General features: G+C 64.7%; 22 protein-coding genes and 1 rRNA gene (1 of these 23 running past the window's edge). 11 read left to right on the top strand and 12 right to left on the bottom strand.

What is annotated here, in order from left to right:
• Positions 1-101, bottom strand: a 16S ribosomal RNA gene (locus M2334_RS02175); it reaches 1,386 nt to the left of the window's first position.
• Between the two features lie 619 nt (positions 102-720).
• A complete protein-coding gene (locus tag M2334_RS02170; RefSeq protein ID WP_264587994.1) occupies positions 721-1,149 on the bottom strand; it encodes a CBS domain-containing protein in 429 nt (142 codons plus the stop codon).
• A 187-nt stretch (positions 1,150-1,336) separates the two neighbouring features.
• Between M2334_RS02170 and M2334_RS02165 the strand changes: the two genes are divergently transcribed.
• Positions 1,337-1,642, top strand: a complete 306-nt coding sequence (locus tag M2334_RS02165; RefSeq protein ID WP_264571838.1) for a hypothetical protein — start codon at positions 1,337-1,339, stop codon at positions 1,640-1,642.
• A gap of 134 nt (positions 1,643-1,776) precedes the next feature.
• Here the strand turns inward: M2334_RS02165 and M2334_RS02160 are convergent, their stop codons facing one another.
• From M2334_RS02160 to hisS, 4 genes are all read right to left on the bottom strand, one after another.
• The gene (locus M2334_RS02160) at positions 1,777-2,571 is read right to left on the bottom strand and encodes a DUF4167 domain-containing protein (RefSeq protein ID WP_264604679.1); all 795 of its coding nucleotides are present in this window, start codon (positions 2,569-2,571) and stop codon (positions 1,777-1,779) included.
• A 273-nt stretch (positions 2,572-2,844) separates the two neighbouring features.
• Entirely contained in the window at positions 2,845-3,672 is an 828-nt protein-coding gene (gene prmC / locus M2334_RS02155) for a peptide chain release factor N(5)-glutamine methyltransferase (protein ID WP_264604678.1), read from the bottom strand.
• An 82-nt stretch (positions 3,673-3,754) separates the two neighbouring features.
• Entirely contained in the window at positions 3,755-4,834 is a 1,080-nt protein-coding gene (gene prfA / locus M2334_RS02150) for a peptide chain release factor 1 (RefSeq protein WP_264574935.1), read from the bottom strand.
• On the bottom strand, positions 4,831-6,081 hold the full coding sequence (gene hisS, locus M2334_RS02145) for a histidine--tRNA ligase (protein WP_264604677.1): 1,251 nt from the start codon (positions 6,079-6,081) through the stop codon (positions 4,831-4,833). Before hisS ends, prfA begins: the two co-directional genes overlap by 4 nt.
• A 95-nt stretch (positions 6,082-6,176) precedes the next feature.
• Between hisS and M2334_RS02140 the strand changes: the two genes are divergently transcribed.
• The 4 genes from M2334_RS02140 to ppa all read left to right on the top strand — a co-directional run bounded on the left by M2334_RS02140 (position 6,177) and on the right by ppa (position 10,785).
• Positions 6,177-6,584 (top strand): GFA family protein, encoded by a 408-nt coding sequence (locus M2334_RS02140; protein ID WP_264604676.1) that lies wholly within the window; start codon positions 6,177-6,179, stop codon positions 6,582-6,584.
• A 122-nt stretch (positions 6,585-6,706) separates the two neighbouring features.
• Entirely contained in the window at positions 6,707-8,170 is a 1,464-nt protein-coding gene (locus tag M2334_RS02135) for a carotenoid oxygenase family protein (RefSeq protein ID WP_264604675.1), read from the top strand.
• A gap of 88 nt (positions 8,171-8,258) precedes the next feature.
• A complete protein-coding gene (locus tag M2334_RS02130) occupies positions 8,259-10,214 on the top strand; it encodes a M61 family metallopeptidase (protein ID WP_264606022.1) in 1,956 nt (651 codons plus the stop codon).
• 19 nt (positions 10,215-10,233) lie between these two features.
• Entirely contained in the window at positions 10,234-10,785 is a 552-nt protein-coding gene (ppa, locus tag M2334_RS02125; protein WP_181558429.1) for an inorganic diphosphatase, read from the top strand.
• A gap of 97 nt (positions 10,786-10,882) precedes the next feature.
• Here the strand turns inward: ppa and M2334_RS02120 are convergent, their stop codons facing one another.
• Positions 10,883-11,302 carry a hypothetical protein gene (locus M2334_RS02120; RefSeq protein WP_264606021.1) on the bottom strand — a complete coding sequence of 140 codons (420 nt, stop codon included), beginning with the start codon at positions 11,300-11,302 and terminating at the stop codon, positions 10,883-10,885.
• 156 nt (positions 11,303-11,458) lie between these two features.
• On the opposite strand from M2334_RS02120, the gene gyrB reads away from it, so the two are divergent.
• Positions 11,459-13,993, top strand: a complete 2,535-nt coding sequence (gene gyrB, locus M2334_RS02115) for a DNA topoisomerase (ATP-hydrolyzing) subunit B (RefSeq protein WP_264593679.1) — start codon at positions 11,459-11,461, stop codon at positions 13,991-13,993.
• Between the two features lie 72 nt (positions 13,994-14,065).
• Here the strand turns inward: gyrB and M2334_RS02110 are convergent, their stop codons facing one another.
• Genes M2334_RS02110 through M2334_RS02100 form a run of 3 tightly spaced genes read right to left on the bottom strand, consistent with a single transcriptional unit; the run spans position 14,066 to position 18,242 of the window.
• Positions 14,066-15,595, bottom strand: a complete 1,530-nt coding sequence (locus M2334_RS02110) for a DHA2 family efflux MFS transporter permease subunit (RefSeq protein ID WP_264604674.1) — start codon at positions 15,593-15,595, stop codon at positions 14,066-14,068.
• 27 nt (positions 15,596-15,622) lie between these two features.
• Positions 15,623-16,777 carry an HlyD family efflux transporter periplasmic adaptor subunit gene (locus tag M2334_RS02105; RefSeq protein ID WP_264604673.1) on the bottom strand — a complete coding sequence of 385 codons (1,155 nt, stop codon included), beginning with the start codon at positions 16,775-16,777 and terminating at the stop codon, positions 15,623-15,625.
• Positions 16,770-18,242, bottom strand: a complete 1,473-nt coding sequence (locus M2334_RS02100) for an efflux transporter outer membrane subunit (protein ID WP_264604672.1) — start codon at positions 18,240-18,242, stop codon at positions 16,770-16,772. The genes M2334_RS02105 and M2334_RS02100 overlap by 8 nt, the downstream gene beginning before the upstream one ends.
• Positions 18,243-18,332: 90 nt before the next feature.
• Between M2334_RS02100 and M2334_RS02095 the strand changes: the two genes are divergently transcribed.
• Together M2334_RS02095 and ald are read left to right on the top strand one after the other, a co-directional pair.
• The gene (locus M2334_RS02095; protein WP_264593675.1) at positions 18,333-18,971 is read left to right on the top strand and encodes a TetR/AcrR family transcriptional regulator; all 639 of its coding nucleotides are present in this window, start codon (positions 18,333-18,335) and stop codon (positions 18,969-18,971) included.
• 92 nt (positions 18,972-19,063) lie between these two features.
• Complete coding sequence (gene ald, locus M2334_RS02090) at positions 19,064-20,182, top strand: alanine dehydrogenase (protein WP_264593674.1); 1,119 nt, start codon at positions 19,064-19,066, stop codon at positions 20,180-20,182.
• Here ald and M2334_RS02085 read toward each other — a convergent pair.
• Both M2334_RS02085 and M2334_RS02080 read right to left on the bottom strand, forming a co-directional pair.
• Positions 20,179-21,102 carry a hypothetical protein gene (locus M2334_RS02085; protein ID WP_264604671.1) on the bottom strand — a complete coding sequence of 308 codons (924 nt, stop codon included), beginning with the start codon at positions 21,100-21,102 and terminating at the stop codon, positions 20,179-20,181. The genes ald and M2334_RS02085 overlap by 4 nt on opposite strands.
• Positions 21,103-21,104: 2 nt before the next feature.
• Positions 21,105-22,112 carry an aldo/keto reductase gene (locus M2334_RS02080; protein ID WP_264604670.1) on the bottom strand — a complete coding sequence of 336 codons (1,008 nt, stop codon included), beginning with the start codon at positions 22,110-22,112 and terminating at the stop codon, positions 21,105-21,107.
• A gap of 169 nt (positions 22,113-22,281) precedes the next feature.
• Between M2334_RS02080 and M2334_RS02075 the strand changes: the two genes are divergently transcribed.
• From M2334_RS02075 to M2334_RS02065, 3 genes are all read left to right on the top strand, one after another.
• A complete protein-coding gene (locus tag M2334_RS02075) occupies positions 22,282-22,842 on the top strand; it encodes a nuclear transport factor 2 family protein (RefSeq protein ID WP_264604669.1) in 561 nt (186 codons plus the stop codon).
• Positions 22,839-23,330: a nuclear transport factor 2 family protein gene (locus M2334_RS02070; protein WP_264604668.1), complete on the top strand. Its 492-nt coding sequence runs from the start codon at positions 22,839-22,841 to the stop codon at positions 23,328-23,330. The genes M2334_RS02075 and M2334_RS02070 overlap by 4 nt, the downstream gene beginning before the upstream one ends.
• 132 nt (positions 23,331-23,462) lie before the next feature.
• On the top strand, positions 23,463-23,639 hold the full coding sequence (locus tag M2334_RS02065) for a YezD family protein (RefSeq protein WP_264571822.1): 177 nt from the start codon (positions 23,463-23,465) through the stop codon (positions 23,637-23,639).
• Positions 23,640-23,657: the final 18 nt, after the last annotated feature.

Here is a 23,657-nt window from a genome sequence, read left to right as displayed (position 1 = left end):
TACGCACCCGTGCGCCACTAGATCCGAAGATCTCGTTCGACTTGCATGTATTAGGCATGCCGCCAGCGTTCGTTCTGAGCCAGGATCAAACTCTCAAGTTTGATGTCCAGTCCAAGGGCAACGGAATATGCCACCCAAGAACCGCTCATTTCTAGGAGCCATTCCTGCACAAATCTTACATGGTGTGTAGGACATGTTAGGAACGGCCTATTTTTACCGAGCACCCGACGCCTAAAAACCGTCGGACCCGGGGCCGCCGCCCACATGTCCCTTCATCAATACCTACAATGTCAAAGAACCACTCAACATTAGAAGCGGACACTGAAGGTTCCCCGATTTTTCTTTCGGGGGACTTAGTGTCCGGTTATGTTGGCGACCGATTGCGGCGAGAACCGTGTGGCACCACCGCGTCGGTGAAGGCGTCTCTAAGGGGGCCTCCCTGAGTCGTCAAACACTTTTTGCATTTTTGTTGCGGTCACGGCCCTCCCCATCCGGAAAGCCGCAGATATCCGCGCAAGACCATAAGCGGGCCGGCGACCTATCCCCACTTACGCCTTTGCAGACAGGCCGCGTCGACACGAGAAACGCGTGCCGGAACTCCCGCCAGTCCTACGCCTCATCATTCAGAAATGGCGGAATTGCGACGTTGAATCGGAACGCCACCCCCCTCACCCGAATCTCACCGCCTCCGTCAGGGCGACACAAGCCGCATCCGCTCCCTCAGGCGCTCTGGATATAATGGCGTAAGGCATCGGCCTCCGCCTCGATCCGGTCCATGCGGTGCTTCACCAGATCGCCGATACTGACGAACGCCACCATCTCCCCATCCGCCATGACAGGCAGATGACGGATCCGCCGCGTCGTCATCAGGGACAGGGCGGCGATGATCGGCGTATCCAGACCGATGGTGACGGCAGGGCTAGTCATGACACTTTCGACCGGACGATCGAGCAGCTGCGCGCCTTCCCGGGCCAGACCATAAAGCACGTCGCGCTCGGAGAAGATGCCGAGCACCTTTCCGTCCTCCACAACCGGCACACATCCGATGCGCCGCTCCGCCAGCAACGCGACGACATGGCCGACGCTGTCCGTCCGCGCCGCACAGATGACGTCCCTATAGGGTGAGCCCAGCAATGTTCTGATGGTCATCGGCCTCTCCTCTGTCTTGCAGCCCTTCCATATGAGGGCGCTGCACGGACCGGCCGGTCGACATCCTGGCTGCAGACCGGATGCACGGTCTCGTTGCGACAGACTATGCGCGCGTCGGGCGCGAGCGTCAAAGGAGGCGTGCTCACGATGGTTGATCCGCACCGCCGCTCTCCCATATGGGCGGCATATGGCCGAACCTTCCACTCTTGATGATCCCCGCTACGCCCGCTTTGCCTGGGCGCGCTTCCGCAAGATCCTGTGGCTGATCGCCGGCGTGTCGCTGCTGGTCGGTCTTGCGGTCGCCGGGCTGCTCTGGTGGCTGCGCGGCCCATTGCCCTGGGTCTTCCTCGGCATGGTCGTCGGCGGCGTGTTCGCTACCATCATGATGGCGGCGGCGCTCATGGGCCTGATGTTCCTCTCGAGCGGGACGGGACATGACCAGAGCGTCGAAGATCCGCTGAGCGACGATCTGCTCGAGGCAACCGAGCGCTAGGTCCACTCAGCGCCTGAAACGACAAGAGCACGATCAGCCTGCATGGCCGATCGTGCTCTTTTGATTTGGTTGAACCGGATCACAGCCCAACCCGCGAACGTCCGTGCCCTCAAAGAGCGCGGCTCCGGATCAGATCATTCCGCCGCTTCGGTCGCACGAGGGCGACGGCCCCGGCGCGGCTTTGCGGGCGCTTCCGTGGCCTCGGTTACCTCGGCCGGCGCTTCGGCCCGATCCTCGGACTCGTCCGATTCGATACGGGCGATGGAGGGCGGCAGACCGGGAAGGCCGATCTCGCCCTCATCCCGATCGGTTTCGTCATCATTGGCAACGCGCGGACGGCGCGGCTGACGCTCTTTGCGTTCAGCACGCTCCGGGCGCTCGGCACGTTCCGGGCGTTCCGCACGCTCGGGCCGCTCTGCCCGCTCAGGGCGTTCCGCACGATCGCCCTGGTCCTGACGCGGCTCCTGCCGTGCCGGGCGATCCTGACCGTCCCGGTCCCGCCCACGATCCCGGCGCGGGCGCTCGTCCTGATTACGATTGTCCTGCTGACGGAAGTCCTGATGCCGCGGCGCGAACTCGTCGCCATCGTCGCTGCCGTCGATCAGCTCGTCATTGTCGAAGCTGTTGTCCTGATCGCCATCGTCGTTGCGACGGAAGCGGCCCTGCTGCTCCTCCTGCCGCGCACGGTTGTCGGCGAGGACGCGAAAATAGTGATCGGCGAACTGCAGATAATATTCCGCGTTCACCCGATCGCCGGACATCTGGGCGTCGCGCGCCAGATTGCGATATTTTTCGAGAAGCTGAGGCGCATTGCCCCGTGCGCGGCTGTCGATCCGGTTGCCCGAATCGCCGTTACCGCGATTGCCTCCGCCCCCTTGGCGCGGGTTATTCCGACCGCGACGGCGACCGGCCTGACGATTATTGATCAAAGGTTCGTCCCTATGCTCTCGACTAAAACCCGGCGTTCCTGATCAATGGCCCCAAGCGCTATACAACACATCGTTGGCGGAACGGTTTTGACACCGCTCTCGCCCCGCGCTTCGGCCAACGGCTCCAATTCCAGAACGCCGCCAAAACTGTGGGAGCAGACCACTCACGCAAGCGCTTCGCGCGTTTGCAACAGTGGTCCTGAAACTGGCAGATAGTCGTTCCCGTGCATCAAACCAAGCGAAAATCGTTGGGAGCCGTGAAAAAGCGCAGCCCTATGCCCTGGTGAGCACCAGCGCCCGCGCCCGCCCGGCCAGATCGCGGCGCACCGCGACATGGAAGCCGGCTTCCCGAAACAGTGCGCCGGCCGTCTCCTCTTGGTCGAAACCGATCTCGAAGATCGCTGCGCCCCCTGCGGCGAGGCGGTCGCCCGTCTGCGCGGCAAGCCGCCGATAATCGTCCAGCCCGTCGGCTCCCGCGAACAGGGCGCTGGCTGGCTCATGATCGCGCACCTGCCGGGGCAGCATGGTGGACGTGCTGATATAAGGCGGGTTGCAGAGAATGAGGTCGAAGCACTCGTCGATCCCGTCGGCCCAGTCCCCCGCGCGGATCTCCGCCCGCGCCTCCATCCCGCAAAGCCGGACATTCTCCCGCGCGATCTCGATCGCGGCCGCAGAGGCATCGACGCCGATGCCGCTCGCCTCCCTCCAGACATCCAGCGCCGCCAGCAGCAGCGCCCCCGAGCCGGTGCCGAGATCAAGAATGCGACCCGACGCCTGCCTCCCCTCGAAATGCGCTATGGCCGCCTCGATCAGGGTCTCGCTGTCCGGTCGCGGCACGAGCACGCCCGGCGCGACCTTCAGGGTCAGCGTCCAGAAATCCCGCGTGCCGGTGATGTAGGCGATCGGCTCATGCGCCAGCCGCCGGGCGAGCAGCGCATCGGCGCCCTCGGGGCAGGAGAGCCTGGGCATGGCGAGGATCATCTCCTCGCGGCTCATCGCCAGCGCGTGGGCGGCAAGCAGTTCAGCATCGAGCCGGGGCGTATCGCTGACCGCGCCCAGAGCGGTCGTGGCGGCGCGCAGCCAATCGGCCAGCCCGCTCACAAGCTCGTACTCCTGCGCAGGCAGGAGACCCGGACAAAGCAGCCCGCCACGCCCGGCTTCATGGTCGACACACCCCCGCCGCTCACGCCGCCATGTCGAGCTGCGCCAGCCGCGCAGCCTCATCCTCGGCGATGAGCGCGGCGATCACCTCGTCTAGTCCAGGGCCTTCGAGAATTTCCGGCAGGCGATGCAGGGTCAGGTTGATGCGATGATCGGTCACGCGGCCCTGCGGGAAATTATAGGTGCGGATGCGCTCCGAGCGGTCCCCGGAGCCGACCATCGCCTTGCGCGCGCCCGCATGCTCCGCCTGCGTGCGCTCGCGCTCGGCTTCATAGAGGCGTGTGCGCAGTACCTTCATGGCCTTGGCCTTGTTCTTGTGCTGGGACTTCTCGTCCTGCTGCGTCACGACGAGACCCGTCGGCAAATGGGTGATGCGCACAGCGCTGTCGGTCGTGTTCACATGCTGCCCGCCCGAACCGGACGAGCGGTAGACGTCGATCCGCAGGTCAGTCGCCTCGTTGATCTGCACGTCGACATCCTCGGCCTCGGGCAGCACGGCCACGGTCGCCGCCGAGGTGTGGATGCGCCCGCCGCTCTCCGTCACCGGCACGCGCTGCACGCGATGGACACCGCTCTCGAACTTCATGCGCGCGAACACGCCGGTGCCGGTCACGCTGGCGATCACTTCCTTGAAGCCACCCGCTTCGGACGCGCTGGCCGAGATGATCTCGACGCGCCAGCCCTGCGTCTCGGCATAGCGCTGATACATGCGGAACAGATCGCCCGCGAACAGCGCGGCTTCATCTCCACCCGTGCCGGCGCGAATCTCCAGCATCGCCGGACGGGCATCCGCCGCATCCTTGGGGAGCAGCGCCACGGCAAGCGCATGTTCGGCCTGCGGAAGCCGCGCGCGCAGGCTTTCCAGTTCCTCCTGCGCCATCGCCTTCATTTCGGGATCGGCGAGCATCGCCTCCAGCTCACCCTGCTCGGCGCGCAACGCCACAACCGCCCGCGCGGCCTGCACCACCGGCTCCAGCTCGGCATAGTCCTTGGAGAGCCGCACGAACTCCGCGGGATCAAGATCCGGCCGCGCCATCTGCGCCTGCACCTCCTCCTGCCGCCGGAGGATCGCAGCGATGCGATCGGGGGAGATTTGCATCAGCTTTCAAGAACCACGCGCACGCGGTCAGCCAGGTCTTGATCTGGAAGTCGATCCCTCACCAAGCTCTTGAAATTGTAAGTTCCCCGCTCGTCATCTTCATCTCGGACAAACAGGAGAAGTGCTGCGCCATCTTTGGTAGCTTTTTCGATTCTTCTTTTTGTGTTTCCACGAAAATCCACTCGCGCAGCGATACCAAAGGAACGAAGCCTGTTCGCGATCTGGACTATTTTATACTCTATCAAGTTCCCATCGGGGATCACGGCCACAAAATCCTGTTCCGATGGAAAACTTGTCAATAGCATCCCCAGCCGCTCAATCCCCGCCGCCCAACCGACCGCCGGCGTCGCCGGGCCGCCCAGCGTCTCGATCAGCCCGTCATAGCGTCCACCGCCGAGCACCGTCCCCTGCGCGCCCAGCCGATCCGTGACGAACTCGAACGCGGTGTGCCGATAATAATCCAGCCCGCGCACCAGCCGGGCATTGCGGGTCCACGCCACGCCGGCCGCCTTCAGCCCGTCGGTCACCTTCTCGAAGAAGGCCTGCGCCTCCTCGGTCAGATAGGCGTCGATATCCGGCGCGTCCGCCACGACCGCCTGATCGCGCGGGTCCTTGCTGTCGAGGATGCGCATCGGGTTCTTTTCGAGCCGGGTCAGACTGTCTTCGCTCAGGCTCGCCTTGTGCCCCTCGAAATGCGCAACCAGCGCCTCGCGCCACGCATCGCGGCTCGCGGCATCGCCCAGCGTGTTGAGCGTCAGCGTCACGCCCTCGCTGATGCCCAGCTCCTTGAGCAACTGATCGGCGAAGATCAGCAGTTCGGCATCGGCCAGCGGCTCGGCCGCGCCGATGATCTCGGCATCGATCTGGTGGAACTGGCGATAGCGTCCCTTTTGCGGCCGCTCATAGCGGAACAGCGGCCCGTGCGTCGCAACCTTGAGCGGCGCATATTGCTGCCAGCCCTCGGTGATATAGGCCCGCGCGATGCCGGCGGTGAACTCCGGGCGCAGCGTGAGCGAATCCCCGCCGCGATCCTCGAAGCTGTACATCTCCTTGGAGACGACATCGGTGGTTTCGCCCAGCGAGCGGGAGAAGACCGCCGTCTGTTCGAACACGGGCACCTCGATCCGCCGGAAGCCATAGAGCTTGCGGACTTTCTCGAACGTTTCGACCACATGCGCGAAGCGGTCCGCGCTGTCGCCGATCATATCCTGAGTGCCGCGAACGGGCCGGGGTGTCTCGATTTTCGCCATGGCCGCGCCTCTAGCGGGAATCGCGCTTTAAGGAAACCGGCTTGCAAGGGCAGTCTGTTCCCTTTATGTTCCTATGTAGGATTTAGGAGACGATGATGAGCGAGAGTTTGGAAGGTGGATGCCAATGCGGCGCGGTGCGTTACCGGGCGACAGGAGTGCCTGAGCATGTGGCGCTCTGCCATTGCGCAGACTGCCGCAAATCGTCCGGCGCGCCGATGGTGCTCTGGGCCGCCTTTGCCGAAAAGGCGGTGACGGTGCTGACCGGTTCTGTCAGCGATTATCAGTCCTCGCCGTCGGTGACCCGGAGCTTCTGTCCCGTCTGCGGCACGGGCCTGTTCTTCACAAATCCGGAGGCGCTGCCCGGGCTGATCGACATCCAGGCCGCCACGTTCGACGATCCCGAGGCGCTGCCGCCGCAAGTGCAGATCCAGACCGCAGAGCGGCCGCACTGGATGACCACGCTGGACGCGCTGCCGAGCTTCGAGCGCTTTCCCGGCGAATAAGGTCCGCCCCATCCGTTTCATCTGAAGCGCGACGAGGCGGAGGGTTTGACACGGATCAACGCCGCCCCTGCCGAAAGCGGCCATTCACTCGACTTGTTGAGAGATCAATCAAGGAGAGTCGGATGGCCCACTACCCCAATACGCCCGGCATGACAGGCGTGCTGCGCCCGTTGCGCATCGAAGGCGACATTCTGGATATGGAAGTCGAGGGGGAAATCCCCGCGCAACTCAATGGCACCTTCCATCGCGTCCACCCCGATGCGCAATTCCCGCCGATGTTCGAGAACGATCAGTTCTTCAACGGCGACGGCATGGTCAGCCTGTTCCACTTCCATGATGGCAAGGTGGATTTCCGCCAGCGCTACGCCCAGACCGACAAGTGGAAGGCCGAGCGGGCCGCCGGCAAGTCGCTGTTCGGCATGTATCGCAATCCGCTGACCGATGACGAGAGCGTCAAGGGCATGATCCGCGGCACGGCCAACACCAACGTCATGGTCCACGCCGGCAAGCTCTATGCCATGAAGGAAGACAGCCCGTGCCTCATCATGGATCCGCTCAGCCTGGAAACCGAGGGCTACACGAATTTTGACGGCAAGATCAAAAACCAGACCTTCTCCGGCCATGGCAAGATCGACCCCGTCACCGGCAATTTCTGCAACCATGGCTATGCTGCGACCGGCGTGCTGACCGATGATGTAAGCTATTTCGAGATCGACCCGCAGGGCAATGTGCTGTTCGAGACCTTCTTCAAGGTCCCTTACTACTGCATGATGCACGACTTCGGCCTGACGCAGGATTATGTGATCTTCCACATCGTGCCGATCACCGGCAATTGGGATCGGCTGAAGGCCGGCAAGCCGCATTTCGGCTTCGACAAGACGCTCCCGGTCTACCTCGGCGTGCTGAAGCGCGGCGCTGATGGCTCCGACATTCGCTGGTTCAAGCGCGACAACTGTTTCGCCAGCCATGTCATGAACGCCTATCAGGACGGCACCAAGATCCACTTCGATACCTGCGAGGCGAAAGGGAACAGCTTCCCCTTCTTCCCGGACATTCATGATGACAGCTTCGATCCGGTGGCCGCGCGGCCCTTCCTGACCCGCTGGACGGTCGACCTGGCGTCCAACGGCGACGAATTCACCAGTATCGAGAAGCTCACCGACTGGATCGACGAATTTCCCCGCATCGACGAGCGCTTCATCGGCCAGCCCTATCGCCACGGCTGGGGCCTCGTGATGGACCCGGACATGCCGATGGACTTCCTGCGCGGTCGCGCCAGCGGCTTCAAGATGAACAAGATCGGCCATTGGGATCTCGTCGCACGCACCGAGGATTGCTGGTGGGCGGGTCCGGAATCGATCATCCAGGAGCCCTGCTTCGTGCCGCGCTCGGCCGATGCGCCGGAGGGCGATGGCTACATCATCGCGCTCGTGGACAATCTCATCACCAACTATTCCGACCTGGTGGTGCTCGACGCGCTCAACCTGCCCGCCGGGCCGATCGCCCGCGCCAAGCTGCCAATCCGCATCCGCTCGGGCCTGCATGGCAATTGGGCAGACGCCAGCAAGCTGCCGCGCGCAGCCTGAGGGCCGAGCATAGGATATAGACCGAGGGGGTGGACGCCTTGCCACCCCCTTGTCATGCTGGGCGCATCTATTTCCCCGGAGTGCCATGATGCGCCGTTGCCTTTTGCCTGCCCTTCTTCTGCTGACTCTGCCCGCAAGCGCGCTTTTCGCTCAGGATGCCGCCGCGCCGCCGCCGCGCTCTGCCCCCGCGGCTCTGCCGATCCTGAGCACCGTGCCGCAAGCGCGAGACATCGCCTGGACCAGCGGCACGCTGAAGCTGGAGGTGGACGCGACCGATGTGGACCGGCGCATCATCACCATTCGCGAGACCATCCCCATGTCGACCGGTGGTCCGCTGACCCTGCTCCTGCCGGAATGGCTGCCGGGCCACCACGCCCCGCGCGGGCAGATCGAGAAGATCGCGGGCCTGAGCTTCACCACGGCGGACGGCCGGCCGTTGCGCTGGAAGCGCGACCCGCTCAACGTCTACGCCTTTCACCTCTCCGTGCCGGACGGGGCAGGCGCCGTGATCGCCAATTTCCAGTTTCTGGCGCCCACCGCGGGAAATCAGGGCCGGATCGTGATGACCGACTCGCTGCTCAACCTGCAGTGGGACAGCGTCTCGCTTTATCCGGCCGGCTTCTACACCCGCCGCATCCCGATTCAGGCCAGCGTCACCCTGCCGGAAGGCTGGACCGCGGCGACTGCGCTGGCCAGTGAGCGCGACGGCAAGACGGTCCGCTACGAGGAGACCGATTACGAAACGCTGGTCGATTCGCCGATCTTCGCAGGGCTCCACAGCCGCGAGATCGCGCTGGCGCCGGACGTGCGGCTGAGCGTCTTTGCCGATACGCCGGAAGAGCTCAAAGCCACCGAGCCGCAGATCAACCTGCATCGCCGCCTTGTCGATGAAGCCGTCGCCCTGTTCGGCGCGCGCCATTATGATCGCTATAATTTCCTGCTCTCCATCTCGGACAAGCTGGGCGGCATCGGCCTGGAGCATCACCGGCTCAGCGAAAATGGCGTCTCGCTGGGCTACTTCACGCAATGGGAGGCTGCGCTGGGCGACCGCGACCTGCTCGCGCACGAATTCACCCATAGCTGGAACGGCAAATATCGCCGCCCGGAGATGCTCTGGACGCCCGATTTCGCCACCCCCATGCAGGACGATCTGCTCTGGGTGTATGAAGGACAGACCCAGTTCTGGGGCTATGTGCTCTCCGCCCGCTCGGGACTGCTGAGCAAGGCCGAGACGCTCGATGCGCTGGCCGCCATCGCGGCGCGGCTCGACGCGACCAGAGGCCGCACCTGGCGCCCAGTGATCGACACCACCTACGATCCGATCATCGCGGCCCGCCGCCCCAAGGCCTGGACGAGCTGGCAGCGCCCGGAAGACTATTATAATGAAGGCCTGATGATCTGGCTGGAAGTGGACGCCATCATCCGCCGCGAAACCGCTGGCGCGCGCGGCATCGATGATTTCGCCAAGGCCTTCTTCGGCGTGAACGATCGCGACTGGGGCGTGCTGACCTACAATCGTCAGGATGTCATCGACACGCTGAACGGCGTCGTCGCTTATGATTGGAACGGGCTACTGCGCGAGCGGATAGAGCAGACCAATAGCGAGGTCACCAAGGCCGGGTTCGACCTAGGCGGCTACAAGCTGACCTACGGCCTTATCACCAACTCCACGATTCGGGCCGCCGAGACCGTGGGCAAATATGTCGACCAGAGCTTCGGCCCCGGGCTGATCGTCGGGGAAGATGGCGTCGTGCGCTCCGTCATCTGGGATAGCCCCGCCTTCAAGGCAGCCATCGCGGTCGGCGATTCGATCACGGCGGTTGGCGACACCGAGTTTTCCGCCGATGTCTTCCGCGAGGGGGTCCGGGCAACGGCCCAAAAACATCCGCTCGTCCTGACCCTGAGGCGGGACAAAAGATATCGCACGATCACGCTCGATTATTCCGGCGGCCTGCGCTATCCGCGCCTCGAAAAATCACAAGAGGGTTCAACCAGTCTCGACCGACTGCTGACAGCGCGGACCGGCGAGACTTCCGTCAATTAACCTGTGGGTGCGAAAAACCATGAACATCGATATGATTCCTGTCGGCAGCAATCCGCCGGAAAGCCTCAATGTCGTCATCGAGGTGCCGACCGGTGGCGAGCCGGTGAAATATGAGTTCGACAAGGCATCGGGCGCCCTGTTCGTCGATCGCATCCTGCACACGCCGATGCGCTACCCGGCCAATTACGGTTTCGTGCCGCACACGCTCTCGCCCGATGGCGATCCGCTCGACGCGCTGGTCGTGGCCCGCTCGCCCTTCATCCCCGGCTCGGTGGTGCGCGCCCGCCCCATCGCCGTCCTCAACCTCGAGGATGAGCATGGTGGCGATGAGAAGCTGCTCTGCGTCCCCGACGACGCGACCTTCCCTTATTACGCCAATGTGACCGAGAAGGAGCATCTGCCCGACATCGTGTTCAAGCAGGTCGAGCACTTCTTCACCCACTATAAGGATCTCGAAGCCGAGAAGTGGGTGCGTGTCGGCACCTGGGGCAACAGCGCGGAAGCCCGCCAAATCACGCTGGAAGCCATTGAGCGCTACCAGCAGAACAAGGCCGCGAAGAGCGCCGCCTGATCGTTTGGCCCCCGTGCGCGGGGCCCGCAGATACAAAAAAGAGGCTCCCAGCGCACCGCCGGGAGCCTCTCTTTTATGAGATCATGTCGAAATAAGTTCAGCCCGCCGTCTTCACCTTCTCATAGGGGACGAACTTGCCGAGGCTGACGAAGCCGCGCGGGAAGTGCCCGGCGCGATCGACCAGCCGTACGATATCGACATCGCACAGCTGCGAGCTGCTCGTCTTGGTGACGAGAATATCGTCATCATCAAGGGACGAGGCGCCGCTCACCGGCCGGTTGACGTAGAGCTTGCCGCCGACCTCATAGATGATCGCCGTCTTGTCGATGATCTGCGTCGAACGCACGCTGCTCAGGCTGATGCACCGGACCGGTTCTCCGGCGGTGCGCCCTTCCAGCGCCTTGGCGAGCTTGGCGTCAGCCTTGGCCTGCGCCTCTGCTGCGCGAGTCGATTGGGCGGCGGCGGGCACCGTAGCGACCATCGCGACCCCGATAATGCCTGTGAACAGGCGAGACATGAAACGCATGCTGCGTCCTTTCCGGTTTCCCATTTCCCGCGCCCGATTGCCGCTCTACCCCCTTCTGCCTGAATGGGCCATGAGCGCCCCTTCCCGCGCGGTGAAAAAACAGCATTTCGCTTCCGTTCGTCGCCCCCTTTTCCTATAGGCTGGGGCATGACGGACAATAGCAATACGACCCCCGCTCAGAACGCAAATGATTATGGTGCCGACAGCATCAAGGTGCTGAAGGGCCTGGACGCCGTGCGCAAGCGCCCCGGCATGTACATCGGCGATACCGATGACGGCTCCGGCCTGCATCACATGGTCTTCGAGGTGAGCGACAACGCCATTGACGAGGCGCTGGCCGGACATTGCGATCTGGTGCTGATCGAGCTGAACCCGGACGGCTCCGTTTCGGTCGAGGATAATGGTCGCGGCATCCCGACGGACATTCACCGCGAGGAAGGCGTTTCGGCGGCCGAGGTCATCATGACCCAACTGCACGCCGGCGGAAAGTTCGAGAACACCTCCGACGACAATGCCTATAAGGTCTCCGGCGGCCTGCACGGCGTCGGCGTCTCCGTCGTCAACGCGCTTTCCGAGTGGCTGGAGCTGACCGTGTGGCGCGAAGGCAAGGAGCACTGGATGCGCTTCCGCTATGGTGATGCGGAAGGCCCGCTCGTCGTGCGCGGCGATGCGCCCGTGGTCGACGGCAAACCAAAAAAGGGCACGCGCGTCACCTTCCTCGCCTCGACCGACACGTTCAAGAACGTCACCGAGTTCGATTTCGACAAGCTGGAGCATCGCTATCGCGAGCTTGCCTTCCTCAACTCAGGCGTGCGCATCCTGCTGCGCGACAAGCGCCATGAAGAGGTGAAGGAGCACGACCTGTTCTACGAGGGCGGCATCGCGGCCTTCGTGAAATATCTTGATCGCAACAAGAACGCGCTGATGCCCGACCCCATCGCCATCTCGGCCGACCGGGACGGCATCGGCATCGATGTGGCCCTGGAGTGGAACGACAGCTATTACGAGAACGTCCTCTGCTTCACCAACAACATCCCGCAGCGGGACGGCGGCACTCATCTGGCCGCCTTCCGCGCCGCGCTAACCCGCACGCTCAACAGCTATGGTGACAAGTCCGGCCTGCTCAAGAAGGAGAAGGTCAGCCTTACCGGTGAGGACATGCGCGAGGGGCTGACCGCCATTGTCTCGGTCAAGCTGCCCGATCCCAAGTTCAGCAGCCAGACCAAGGACAAGCTGGTCTCCTCCGAGGTGCGCCAGCCGCTTGAAAGCCTGATGGCCGACAAGATGCAGGAGTGGCTGGAGGAAAATCCCGGCCACGCCAAGTCGATCATCCAGAAGGTGGTCGATGCCGCCGCCGCGCGCGAGGCTGCCAAGAAGGCCCGCGAACTGACGCGCCGCAAGGGCGTGATGGACATCGCCTCCCTGCCCGGCAAGCTCGCCGACTGTCAGGAGCGCGATCCTGCCAAATCCGAGCTGTTCCTCGTCGAGGGCGATTCGGCCGGCGGCTCGGCCAAGCAGGGCCGCGACCGGCATTTCCAGGCAATCCTGCCCCTGCGCGGCAAGATCCTCAATGTCGAGCGGGCCCGGTTCGACCGGATGCTGGCCAGCCGCGAGATCGGCACGCTCATCCAGGCGATGGGCACCGGCATTCGCGACGACTTCAATCTGGAGAAGCTGCGCTACCACAAGATCGTCATCATGACGGACGCCGACGTGGACGGCGCGCACATCCGCACGCTGCTGCTGACCTTCTTCTACCGGCAGATGCCGCAGATCATCGAGGCAGGCCATCTCTACATCGCCCAGCCGCCGCTCTACAAAGCCACGCGCGGGCGCAGCGAAGTCTACTTGAAGGACGAAGCCGCACTCGACCAGTATCTGGTCGACAATGGCGTCGATACACTGGTGCTGGAGACGGAAACCGGCACCCGCTCGGGTCAGGACCTGCGCGACCTCATCGACCATGCCCGGCGCAGCCGCGCGCTGATGCGCTATGTGCCGCGTCGCTATGACGGTGCGATCGTCGAGGCGCTGGCGCTGGCTGGCGCGCTGGCCTTCGATCTCTCCGACGATGCCCGCGCGCAGGCGCTCGCCCGCGCGGCGGAATGGCTGGACCGGACCGACGAGGAAGGCCGCTGGACCGGCCGCCTCTCGGCCGAGGGCGGCTATCATCTCGAGCGGCTGGTGCGCGGCGTGACCGATCACCACATCATCGAGCCGGCCTTCCTCAATTCCGCCGAAGCCCGCAAACTGGACACGCTGACCAAGGAGCAGGCGAGCCTCTACGCCAGCCCAAGCCATCTGCTCGCCGCGCGCGCGGCCGCGGCGCAGGCGCAGGCCGAGAGCGAGGCGGAAGACAGCGACGGCGAAGAGACCGCCCTGCCCGCCGCCACGCAGGCGCGCGGCGTGCGGATCACCCGCCCGTCCGAGCTGCTCGACGCCGTGCTGGCCGCCGGCCGCAAGGGCCTCGCGATCCAGCGCTACAAGGGCCTTGGCGAGATGAACGCCGACCAGCTGTGGGAAACCACGCTCGACCCCAATGTGCGCTCAATGCTCCGCGTCGAGATCGAGCAGGCGGACGTCGCCGACGAGATCTTCACGCGCCTGATGGGCGACATCGTCGAACCACGCCGCGAGTTCATCCAGGACAACGCCCTCAACGTCGCCAATCTCGACGTTTGAGGCATCCTCACTAACCAGCTTGGAATGAGGCACCCTCGGTCCGCTCGATATCGAGTCGGCTGAGGGTGTCCATCAATGTGCCGCGCCCGGATCGACCACCCTCTTGGGCCGGGGCGCGAACCATACCGCTGCGGCAGCGAACACGAAGGCGGCTGCGGACAGCAGGAACATGTGGTTGATCGCCACCGTCAGGCTTTCCTGCTGGACGGTCTGCTCGATCACCCCGCGCACCTGATCGAGCGAGAAGCCGGCGCCTTGCAGCGCCTCGCGCGTCGCCTCGCTGTTCATGGCGCCGACCATCTCGCTGCGCGCCGTCACAGCACTATTGGCCCACATGGTCGTCGCGACGGAGGTGCCGATGGCGCCGGCCATCGTGCGCAGGAAGCTCATCACGCCCGCGGCCGACGCGGTCTCTTCCGGGTCCACAGCCGAAAGCGCGATGGTGGTGAGCGGAATGAAGAAGAACGGCATACCAATGCCCTGCATCAGCTGCGGGAAGGCCAGCGTCCAGAAGTCCGCGCCCGACGTCCAGTGCGCCCGCAGCAGCGACGTGAGGCCGAGCCACAGGATGCCGAATGTCACCAAAATGCGCGGATCGACTTTGTTGGTGAGCTTGCCGACGATGGGCGACATGATGACGGCAGCCACGCCCATGAAGGCGGTTACGTAGCCAGCGTCGGTGGCGGTGTAACCAAGGTCGGTCTGCAGCCATTGCGGGATGAGCACCACGGCCGAGAACATCGTCCCGAAGGCGAGCGACAGGCTGAGCACCGCCGCGGAAAAGCCGCGATGCCGGAACACCCGCAGATTGACGATCGGCTGCGCCTCGGTCAGCTCCCAGGCGAGGAACAGCGCGAAGCCGATCAACGCGATGATCGCCAGGATCACGATCTTGCTGTCTCCCAACCAGTCATGCTCGCGGCCGATGTCTAGGATGATCTGCAGCGCGCCGATCCACAGGATCAGTAGCGCCAGCCCGATCGTGTCGACACGCATCTTCTCGGTCCTGGTCTCCGCGTGGCGCAAGAAGCGGGTCGCGCCATAAGCGCACAGCGCGGCGACCGGAATATTGATGAAGAAAATCCAGTGCCAGGACCAGCTATCGCTGATGGTCCCCCCCAGGATAGGGCCGAGAATCGGCGCGATGACGGTGGTCATCGCCCACAGGCCCATTGCCTGCCCCCGCAGATGCTTGGGGAAGATGCGCATCAGCAAGGTCTGGCTGAGCGGCATTAGCGGCCCACCGCACAGCCCCTGGCCGATGCGGAAGGCGACCAGCATGCCGAGGCTGCTCGACAGGCCGCAGAGCACCGAGAAGATGCCAAAGCCAATCATGCCGAAGGTAAAGGTGCGCACGGTGCCGAAGCGCCCCGCAAGCCAGCCGGTCAGCGGCACGCAGATCGCTTCCGCGACCGCATAGGATGTGATGATCCATGTGCCCTGCGAGGCCGAGATGCCGAGCGAGCCGGCAATGTGCGCCACCGAGACATTGGCGATCGTCGTGTCCAGCACGATCATGAAATTGCTGAGCGCGAGCACCGCGCCGGCAATCACCAGCGCAGCGCCCGAGAGCGGCGTGAAATCGTCCGCCTTGCTGGCCATGTCTGTGCCCTTCCTATCCGGTCGCGCTCAACGCGCCGATGTATCGACCTCGGCGGTCATCGAGAGCCCAACCCGCAGCGGATGCGCGGCCAGCTCCTTGGCGTCGAGCGCGACGCGCACCGGCAGGCGCTGCACCACCTTGATCCAGTTGCCGGTCGCATTCTGGGCGGGGATCAGCGCGAAGGCCGATCCGGTGCCACCCGAAAAGCCGACGACGCGGCCATGATATTCGACGTTGCTGCCGTACAGGTCGGAGACCAGCGTCACCGGCTGGCCCGGCTTCACCTTGGTGAGCTGGCTTTCCTTGAAATTGGCATCGACATACACCTGACCGACCGGGACCACGCGCATCACCGTCGCGCCCGGCGCGATGCGCTGGCCCACCTGCACGGTCCGGTTGGCGATGACGCCATCGATGGGTGCGCGGATGACGGTTCGCTCAAGATCGAGCTCGGCCTGACGCACTTTTGCCTTTGCGGCGAGCACATCCGGATTGGTCTCCACGGTGCTGCCCTGGATCAACGCATCATTGGCGGCGAGATTGCCCGCGGCGACCCCGCGCGAGGCGTTGGCCTGCGCCATGGCGGCCTTGGCCTGCTCCAGCGCGGCACGCGCGCTGGCCAGCGCGTTGGTCGCCGCCGTCAGCTCATCACCGGAGACTGCGCCATTGGCGGAGAGCGCCTTGCGCCGGCTATAATCGACCTGCGCCTTCTCGAACGAGGCCTGCGCCGCGACGAGTTGGGCCTGCGTGCTGCGGATGTCCGCGCCCCGGGCGAGAACCTGATCGGACAGCGCGTTACTTGTCGCGCTCGCCTGCCCGAACTGGCGGCGCGCCTTGGCCAATTCGGCCTGCGCGGTCGCGAGGGCAATCTGCGCATCGCGATCATCGAGCCGGACAAGGATGTCGCCCGCCTTCACGCTGTCCGTGTCCGTCTTGAGCACGGCCGCCACCTGTCCGCCGACCATGGGGGTAATCTGCGCGGTATCTGCGCCGACATAGGCATTGTCGGTCTCGACATAGTGGCTGCCGATGGCGGCATACCATCCGCCATAACCGATGCCCGCGAGCAGAACCGCGCCGGCAATCGCCAGCAAAGCCGTCTTGCGCCGACTGCGGGAGGGCGCAGCGTCCGACGTTTGCGTTGCAGTAGCGGCGGGGAAGTGATGGTCAGCTTCAGCCATGGGTAGCATCCTTGGTGGGCGTCGTTTGGGCAGCCGTGCCCGCATCGGTAAATCCGCCGCCGAGCGCACGGACGAGTGCGACGTCGAGCGTGAAGGCCCGCGCCTGAAGATCGGCCACGGTGCGCTTGGCCTGCAGCGCACGGTCCTGCGCGGTCAGCACATCGAGAAAGGTGGAGAGCCCACCCTCGTAACGCTGCGTGGCAATCGCATAAGCCGCTTCGAAATCCGCGAGCGACTTGCGCGATTGCTCAAGCTGAACGGCAAGCGCGCGCTGGCTGACGACGGCATCTGCGACGGCGCGATAGGCGTCGGTCACTGTCCGGTCGTAGCTCGCCACGGCCTCGTCATAGCCGGCGCGGGCGCCTTTATACTGCCCTTGCAGCGCGCCGCCGCGAAAGATCGGCAGGGTGATCGCCGGACCGACACTGCCATAGTCGGAGCCGCTCTTGAACAGGTTGGATAGCCCAAGCGACTGAAAGCCGAAGATCGCGGACAGGTTGATAGCGGGATAGAAATCGGCGCGGGCAACCTTGATGCGGCTCGCCTCGGCCTCCACCCGCACCCGCGCGGCGGCGATATCGGGCCGGCGACCGACCAGATCGGTGGTGACATTCTCGGGAATGCCCCGCGCCGCGATGGTCACCGCCGGCGGCATGATCGCCAGACCGCGATCGGGGCCGGCGCCGAGCAGGGCCGCCAGCCGGTTGCGAGCCAGCCCGATCTGCTCATCCGTCGCGGCGAGATCGCTGCGGGCGGCCGGAACGGCAGCGCTGGCCTGCTTGAGCTCTGCCTGGGTATCGAGGCCGGAGGTCACGCGATCGCTCACCAGGCCCTGCGTCTTCTCGCGCACCTCCAGCGCCGTCTGCAGCACCGCTCGCTGCGCGAACAGCCGCGCCAGATCGGCATAGGCATCCGCGACATTTGTGGAGAGCATCAGCGCCGCCTGCTGATAATCGAGCTGCGCCGCCTCGGCATCCGAGCGGGCAGCGGCATAGGCCGCGCGATTGCGACCCCAGAGGTCAAGATCGAAACCGAGCGCGGCGTGGACATTGCCCGAGCTGTTCCAGCCCTGCGGCACGAAAGCCGGCGGAATGCCGTTATTATAGCTTTGCTTGGCAGCGGAGCCGCCGGCGGACACATCAAGCGAGGGCAAGCGGGCCGCGCCGGCCTGCTGGGCGATCGCCTCGGCCCGGCGGACGCGCGCTAGCGCAACCGCGAGATCCGGCGCTCCGGCCAAGGCCTCCTGAATCAGCCCGTCGAGCTGCGGGTCGCCATAGCTGGCCCACCAATCTGCCTTGACCCAAGGCGCGCCCGGGGCAGTCGGAGCCAGGCTCTGGCTCACCGCGTAATGATCGGCCGGCGCGATCGCCGGTGCCGGGCCCATATGAGGGACGGCCGCGCAGCCGGGGAGAGCCAGCATCGCGAGCAGGGCACCAGCGCGTCGGGACAGGAAAGTCGTGGCCATGAGTCGAAAAACCGTACTGTTGGGTACAGTCAGCGCTCTGATCCTCAATGACGGGGTTGTCAACAGAAAACTGTACTGTATAGTACGGTTATGGAGCAGGATACCGAAACACTCCCCGTCACGCGCCGCGAAAGCCGCAAGCAGGACCGCCGGCAGGCCATTGTCGACGCTGCGCGCACCTCATTTCTGGAGCATGGTTATGCCGGCACGTCGATGTCCGGCCTGCTCAAGACGCTCGGCGGCTCCAAAGCGACGTTGTGGGGCTATTTTCGATCCAAGGAAGACCTGTTCGCCGCAGTCGTTGAGGAAGTCAGCCTGCAGTTTCGCGCCGAGATTCAAGATGTGCTGGCAACGAAGGCCGATCTTGAGTGCACGCTTATCGCCTTCTGTCGCGCCTTCCTGCGCAAGATCACGTCACCCGATGGGCAGGCCACCTGGCGGCTGGTCGTTGCGGAGAGTGGGCGCTTTCCCGAGGTCGGCAAGATTTTCCATGAGCGGGCCGCGCAGCCTGTCCAAGGCGCATTGCAGGCTTTCTTTGCCCGGCAGATCGCCAGCGGCGCGCTGATCGAGGAAGACCCCGCAGTCATGGTGGAAGCTCTGATGGGCCTGTGCATCGGCCAGCACATGCGGGCGATCTGGGGATTCGAGCGACTGAACGACGCCGAGATTGACGTCTATGCACTCCGCTTCACGCACATCTTCATGCGGGCCTACGCGCGGGGCACCTGAGATCCGGGCGGCGCATCGTCGCCCCCGCGCGGCCCGCCGCCTCATTGTCTCCAACACATCCTCTCCTATGTGCAGAAGACAGGAGAAATTCGATGCGCATCGGGACAGTCAGGGAAATCAAGAACCACGAATATCGTGTCGGCCTCACCCCGGAGAGCGTGCGGGAACTGGTGGCGCACGGCCATGAAGTCTGGGTCGAACAGGCCGCGGGTCTAGGCATCGGCAGCAGCGATGAGGATTATCGCGCCGCCGGGGCGATCATCCAGCCCGATGCGCGGACGGTGTTCGAGCAGTGCGAGATGATCGTCAAGGTCAAGGAGCCGCAGCCCGAGGAGCGCGCGATGCTTCGGCCCGGGCAGATTCTCTACACCTATCTCCATCTCGCCCCTGATGTCGCCCAGACGGCCGATCTGGTTCGCTCCGGCGTGACGGCCATCGCCTATGAAACGGTGACCGGGCCCCACGGCACGCTGCCCTTGCTCAAACCGATGAGCCAGGTAGCGGGGCGGATGAGCATACAGGCCGGCGCGACCGCGCTCGAGAAGGCGCATGGCGGGCGCGGCGTTCTGCTCGGCGGCGTGCCGGGCGTCCTGCCGGCGAAGGTGGTCATTCTCGGGGGCGGCGTGGTCGGCTTCAATGCCGCGCAGATGGCCACAGGATTGGGCGCCGACGTGACGATTCTCGACCGCAATCCGGATGTTCTGGAGCGCCTCGGCACCCACTTCGAGGGGTGCGCGAAGACCCGCTTCTCGGGCCGCGCGGCGCTTGCGGAAAGCCTTGTCGATGCGGATCTGGTGATCGGCGCGGTGCTGGTACCCGGTGCCACTGCGCCGAAGCTGGTCTCACGCGACATGCTCTCGTCCATGAAGAGCGGCGCGGTGCTTGTCGATGTCGCGATCGATCAGGGCGGCTGTTTCGAGACCAGCCGGCCCACCACTCATGCCGAGCCGACCTTCATCGTGGATGGCATCGTGCATTATTGCGTCGCCAACATGCCCGGCGCCGTGGCGCGCACGAGCACTTATGCGCTGAACAACGTCACCCTGCCCCATGCGCTCAGCATCGCCGATCTCGGCTGGCGCGCCGCGCTTGCCCGCGACCCGCATCTGGCCAATGGCCTCAATGTCCATGCCGGCAAGGTCACCTGCCCCGCCGTCGCGGAGGCGCTGGGTTATGAGGTGGAGCCGGTGAAGGCCGTGCTCGGGCTCTAGATTCCGGAAACGGTCGGCCCCTCGCCAAAGGGCATCAACGGGCTGACGCCCAGCACATCGGCCAGCGGTCTGCCATCGCTGAGCCGCCGGAACAGCGCATAGGCAATCCAGCGGGCGCGACCATCGACATTCGGCGCGCCGCGCCCTGCCAGATGATCGCTGATCCGAACAGTGCGCGTCTCCAACGAGATGCGCGTCAGCCCGGTCCGGTTCTCCACCCCGACATGAGCGTGCTGCGCCGAAAAGGCGATGATCTCGCCCGGCGCGATCAGCACCGGCGTGCCCTGGGCGGCATCGATGGGGACGAGCGGGCGCGGCGCCATGCGACCGCGATCGGCCGAGGCACTGCCGGTGCGGCGCCGAGCCATCGCTTCGGCGAGATCGAAATCGGCGCTGTCATTGGGGATCGGCCGGTCGAACAATTCGGGCAGAAACGCGAAGGTGCGCCCGCTTGTGATCGGCCAGACCGGCGCCCACCAGTTGACCTGCGCCGCCAGATTGGTGCCCCAGCTATCGCGATGAAAGCCGACCGTCGCCGTGCTGCGCGCGCTGTGCGGCTGGTTATCCGCCGGCACGGGCGGCTGGAAGCGCAGCAGCAGCCGGTCCCGCGCCACGTCGTCGGCCTGCAATCCCATCGCCTCGAACAGCGCGCGCCATAAGTGCTTGGCTTGCGCATCATTGGAGAAGGCGCGCTGCACGGCGTCGAGCGTCTCGGCCAGCGCCACCCTGTCCAACGCCTCGTGAATGCGCTCCGGATCGTGGGGCGCGAGGTGCTGCTCGACGAAGGCGCGCGCATGATCCGCCAGCGCGCGCATCGCCGGAAGCGCCCCGAAGCGGACGATATCCCCACGATAGAGCTGGTCATGCAGCGCATCGACCGACACCGCCGGGGCCGCGTAGATATCCGCCGCTGCGGCCATGCTCAGTCCCGCACCTGCCGGCCTTCGATGGGATAGGCCGGATCGGTATAGCCATGGGTGGAGGCATAACCGGGGGCCACCAGTCCGTCGGCAAAGGCCTCGTCCTCGGGGCCCATCGGTACGCTCAGCGCATCGAGATAGGCATCCCACTGCGCCTCGGTGCGCGGGCCGGCAATTGCGGCGCTGACGAAGCGGTTGCGCAGCACCCAGGCCAGCGCGAAGGCAACGGTACTCACACCCTTGGTGGCGGCATGGGCATTCACCGCCTCGGCAATGGCCAGCGATTCGGTGCGCCACTCGGTCTGCTTGAGACGGATGTCGCCTCGCGCGGCGCGAGAGTCCGCCGGCGGCGGCCCGTCGCCGGCATATTTGCCGCTCAGCACGCCCCGGGCCAACGGGCTGTAGGGCACCACGCCCAGACCATAATGGCCGGCGGCGGGCATCTGCTCCACCTCAACGAGGCGATCGACCATGTTATAGAGCGGCTGACTGGCGATCGGCCGATCCATGCCGATGGCATCCGCCGCGCGACAGATCTCGGCGATGCGCCAGCCGCGAAAGTTGGACACGCCATAATAACGCAGCTTCCCCTGCGCGATCAGATCGTCGATCGCCCGCAGGCCTTCCTCGAAGGGTGCGTGAGGATCGGCCTTATGGAAATAAAGGAGATCGATATAGTCGGTGCCCAGCCGCTTGAGGCTCGCCTCGACATCCTGGACGATCCATTTGCGCGACTGCCCGCCCTCGTTCGGCCCCTTCCCGAAGGCATGGCCGAATTTGGTGGCGACGACCCAATGATGCCGATGGTCGCGGATCGCCCGGCCCACCACTTCCTCCGACTGGCCGCCATTATAGCCATCGGCGGTGTCGAGAAAATTGATCCCCTGGTCGCGCGCCTTGTGGATGATCCGCGTCGCCGTGGGCTCGTCCGTCGCGCCGCCGAACATCATGGTGCCAAGGCAAAGCGGCGAGACCTTGAGGGCGCTGCGCCCCAGATAGCGATAGTCCATAGTCCCTCTCCTCTCCCTCCTGACACGATCGTGCGATTGGCAATCGCTACCATGCTAAGCAATCGCCGTCAGCCTTGAGGACAGCGCATCCATTCAAATTTCCATCTTCGGCCATTAGCCTCCGCTCGATGATGCCCGGCAAGGGCGCACAGAACAGAGGGAGAGTGCGATGCGTGATGCAATTATAGCTGCAGGCCTGCTGGCCATGGCCGGACTGAGCGGGACGAGCCTGGCGGAGACGCCAAAAGCGCCGCTCACCGTCGAGCAGCGACTGCAGCGGGTGGAGGATGAGCTGGCGATCCGGCGCATCATCGTCGATTATGCCGCCACGCAGGATGCCCGCGACTATGCCGCCTATGCGAATCTGTTTGCCACCGATGGCGAATGGGCGAACGGCAAGGCCGTCCACAAGGGGCGCGCAGCAATCCGCCAGCTGCTCGTCAACCTCTATGGCACGCCGCCCGCGGGCTTCGTGAACAACGAGAACTATCACCTAACGTCCAACATCCAGATCGACATCGACGGTGACCGGGCGACGGCGCACTCGCGCCACCTGCTCATCTGGCGCGGCCCGAATGGCGAGCCGGTGCCGGCGCTCGCGGGCCGTTATGAGGACGAATTCATCCGCGAGAGTGGCGAATGGAAAATCCGGCGCCGCGTCGATTATCCGGTGATGCCCACCGCCGAGGAATGGATGAAGGTCGTCCGCGCGCGTCAGGCCGCGCAATGATCGGGCTGCGCCCCATCGCCGCGATCGCGCTGCTCGCCGGTGCCACTCTTCCTGCCAGCGCCCAGCGCGACGAGACAGCTGATCGCGCCGCCATCCACGCGCTGCTCGTCGCTTATGGCAGCACGCTCGATGCGCGCGACTTCGCGGGGTTCGGGCGACTGTTCGGTAAGGATGGCGTCTATGCCGCCGGCGGTGGCGCAGAAGCGCGGGGGCCAGCTACGGGCGAGATGATGCGCAAGGTCTTCGCCGGCAATGCCATGGGCTTTGCAGAGCCGAATTATCACCTGTTCTTCAACGAGGTCGTGACCTTCACCGGCTCGGACAGCGCCACGGCGACGTCCATGTCCCTCTACGTCGTGCCGGATGACCGGAACCGGCCCACGCCCATGCTCATGGCCGCTTATGAGGACGATCTGGTGCGCGAAGACGGGCGCTGGGTCTTCGCGCGCCGGTCTGTGAAGGGGCTCATGCCTACGCACCGACCTTAGCGGAGCTGGGGCGGCGCAGGAGGAAGCTGCTGTTCCTCGCGGAAAAGCAAATGTTCATCGCAATCCTATTGTCAATATAACCGATTGAGTTAAGTTAGTGGCTCCGACCCGGCAAAACAGGAGGAACGGCCGATGTCCACACCCACGCCCCATTCCGCTGCGCAGAGTGGGGATGACCCCCATGGCAGCGCGCTCTCTCTGATTCGGCAGCATCTTGACCGCCTCAAATTCGGCGCCGTGCATTTGACCGTGCACGAAGGCCGCCTCGTCCAGATCGAGGTGACCGAAAAGACCAGGCTGACCGCCTGACCCTTTCGTCGGGCCGCC

Origin of the sequence: Sphingobium sp. B11D3D, assembly GCF_025961755.1 — a bacterium.
GTDB lineage: Bacteria > Pseudomonadota > Alphaproteobacteria > Sphingomonadales > Sphingomonadaceae > Sphingobium.
Note: the sequence above shows the minus strand (reverse complement) of the source record. Positions and strands in the feature narration are given on the sequence as shown.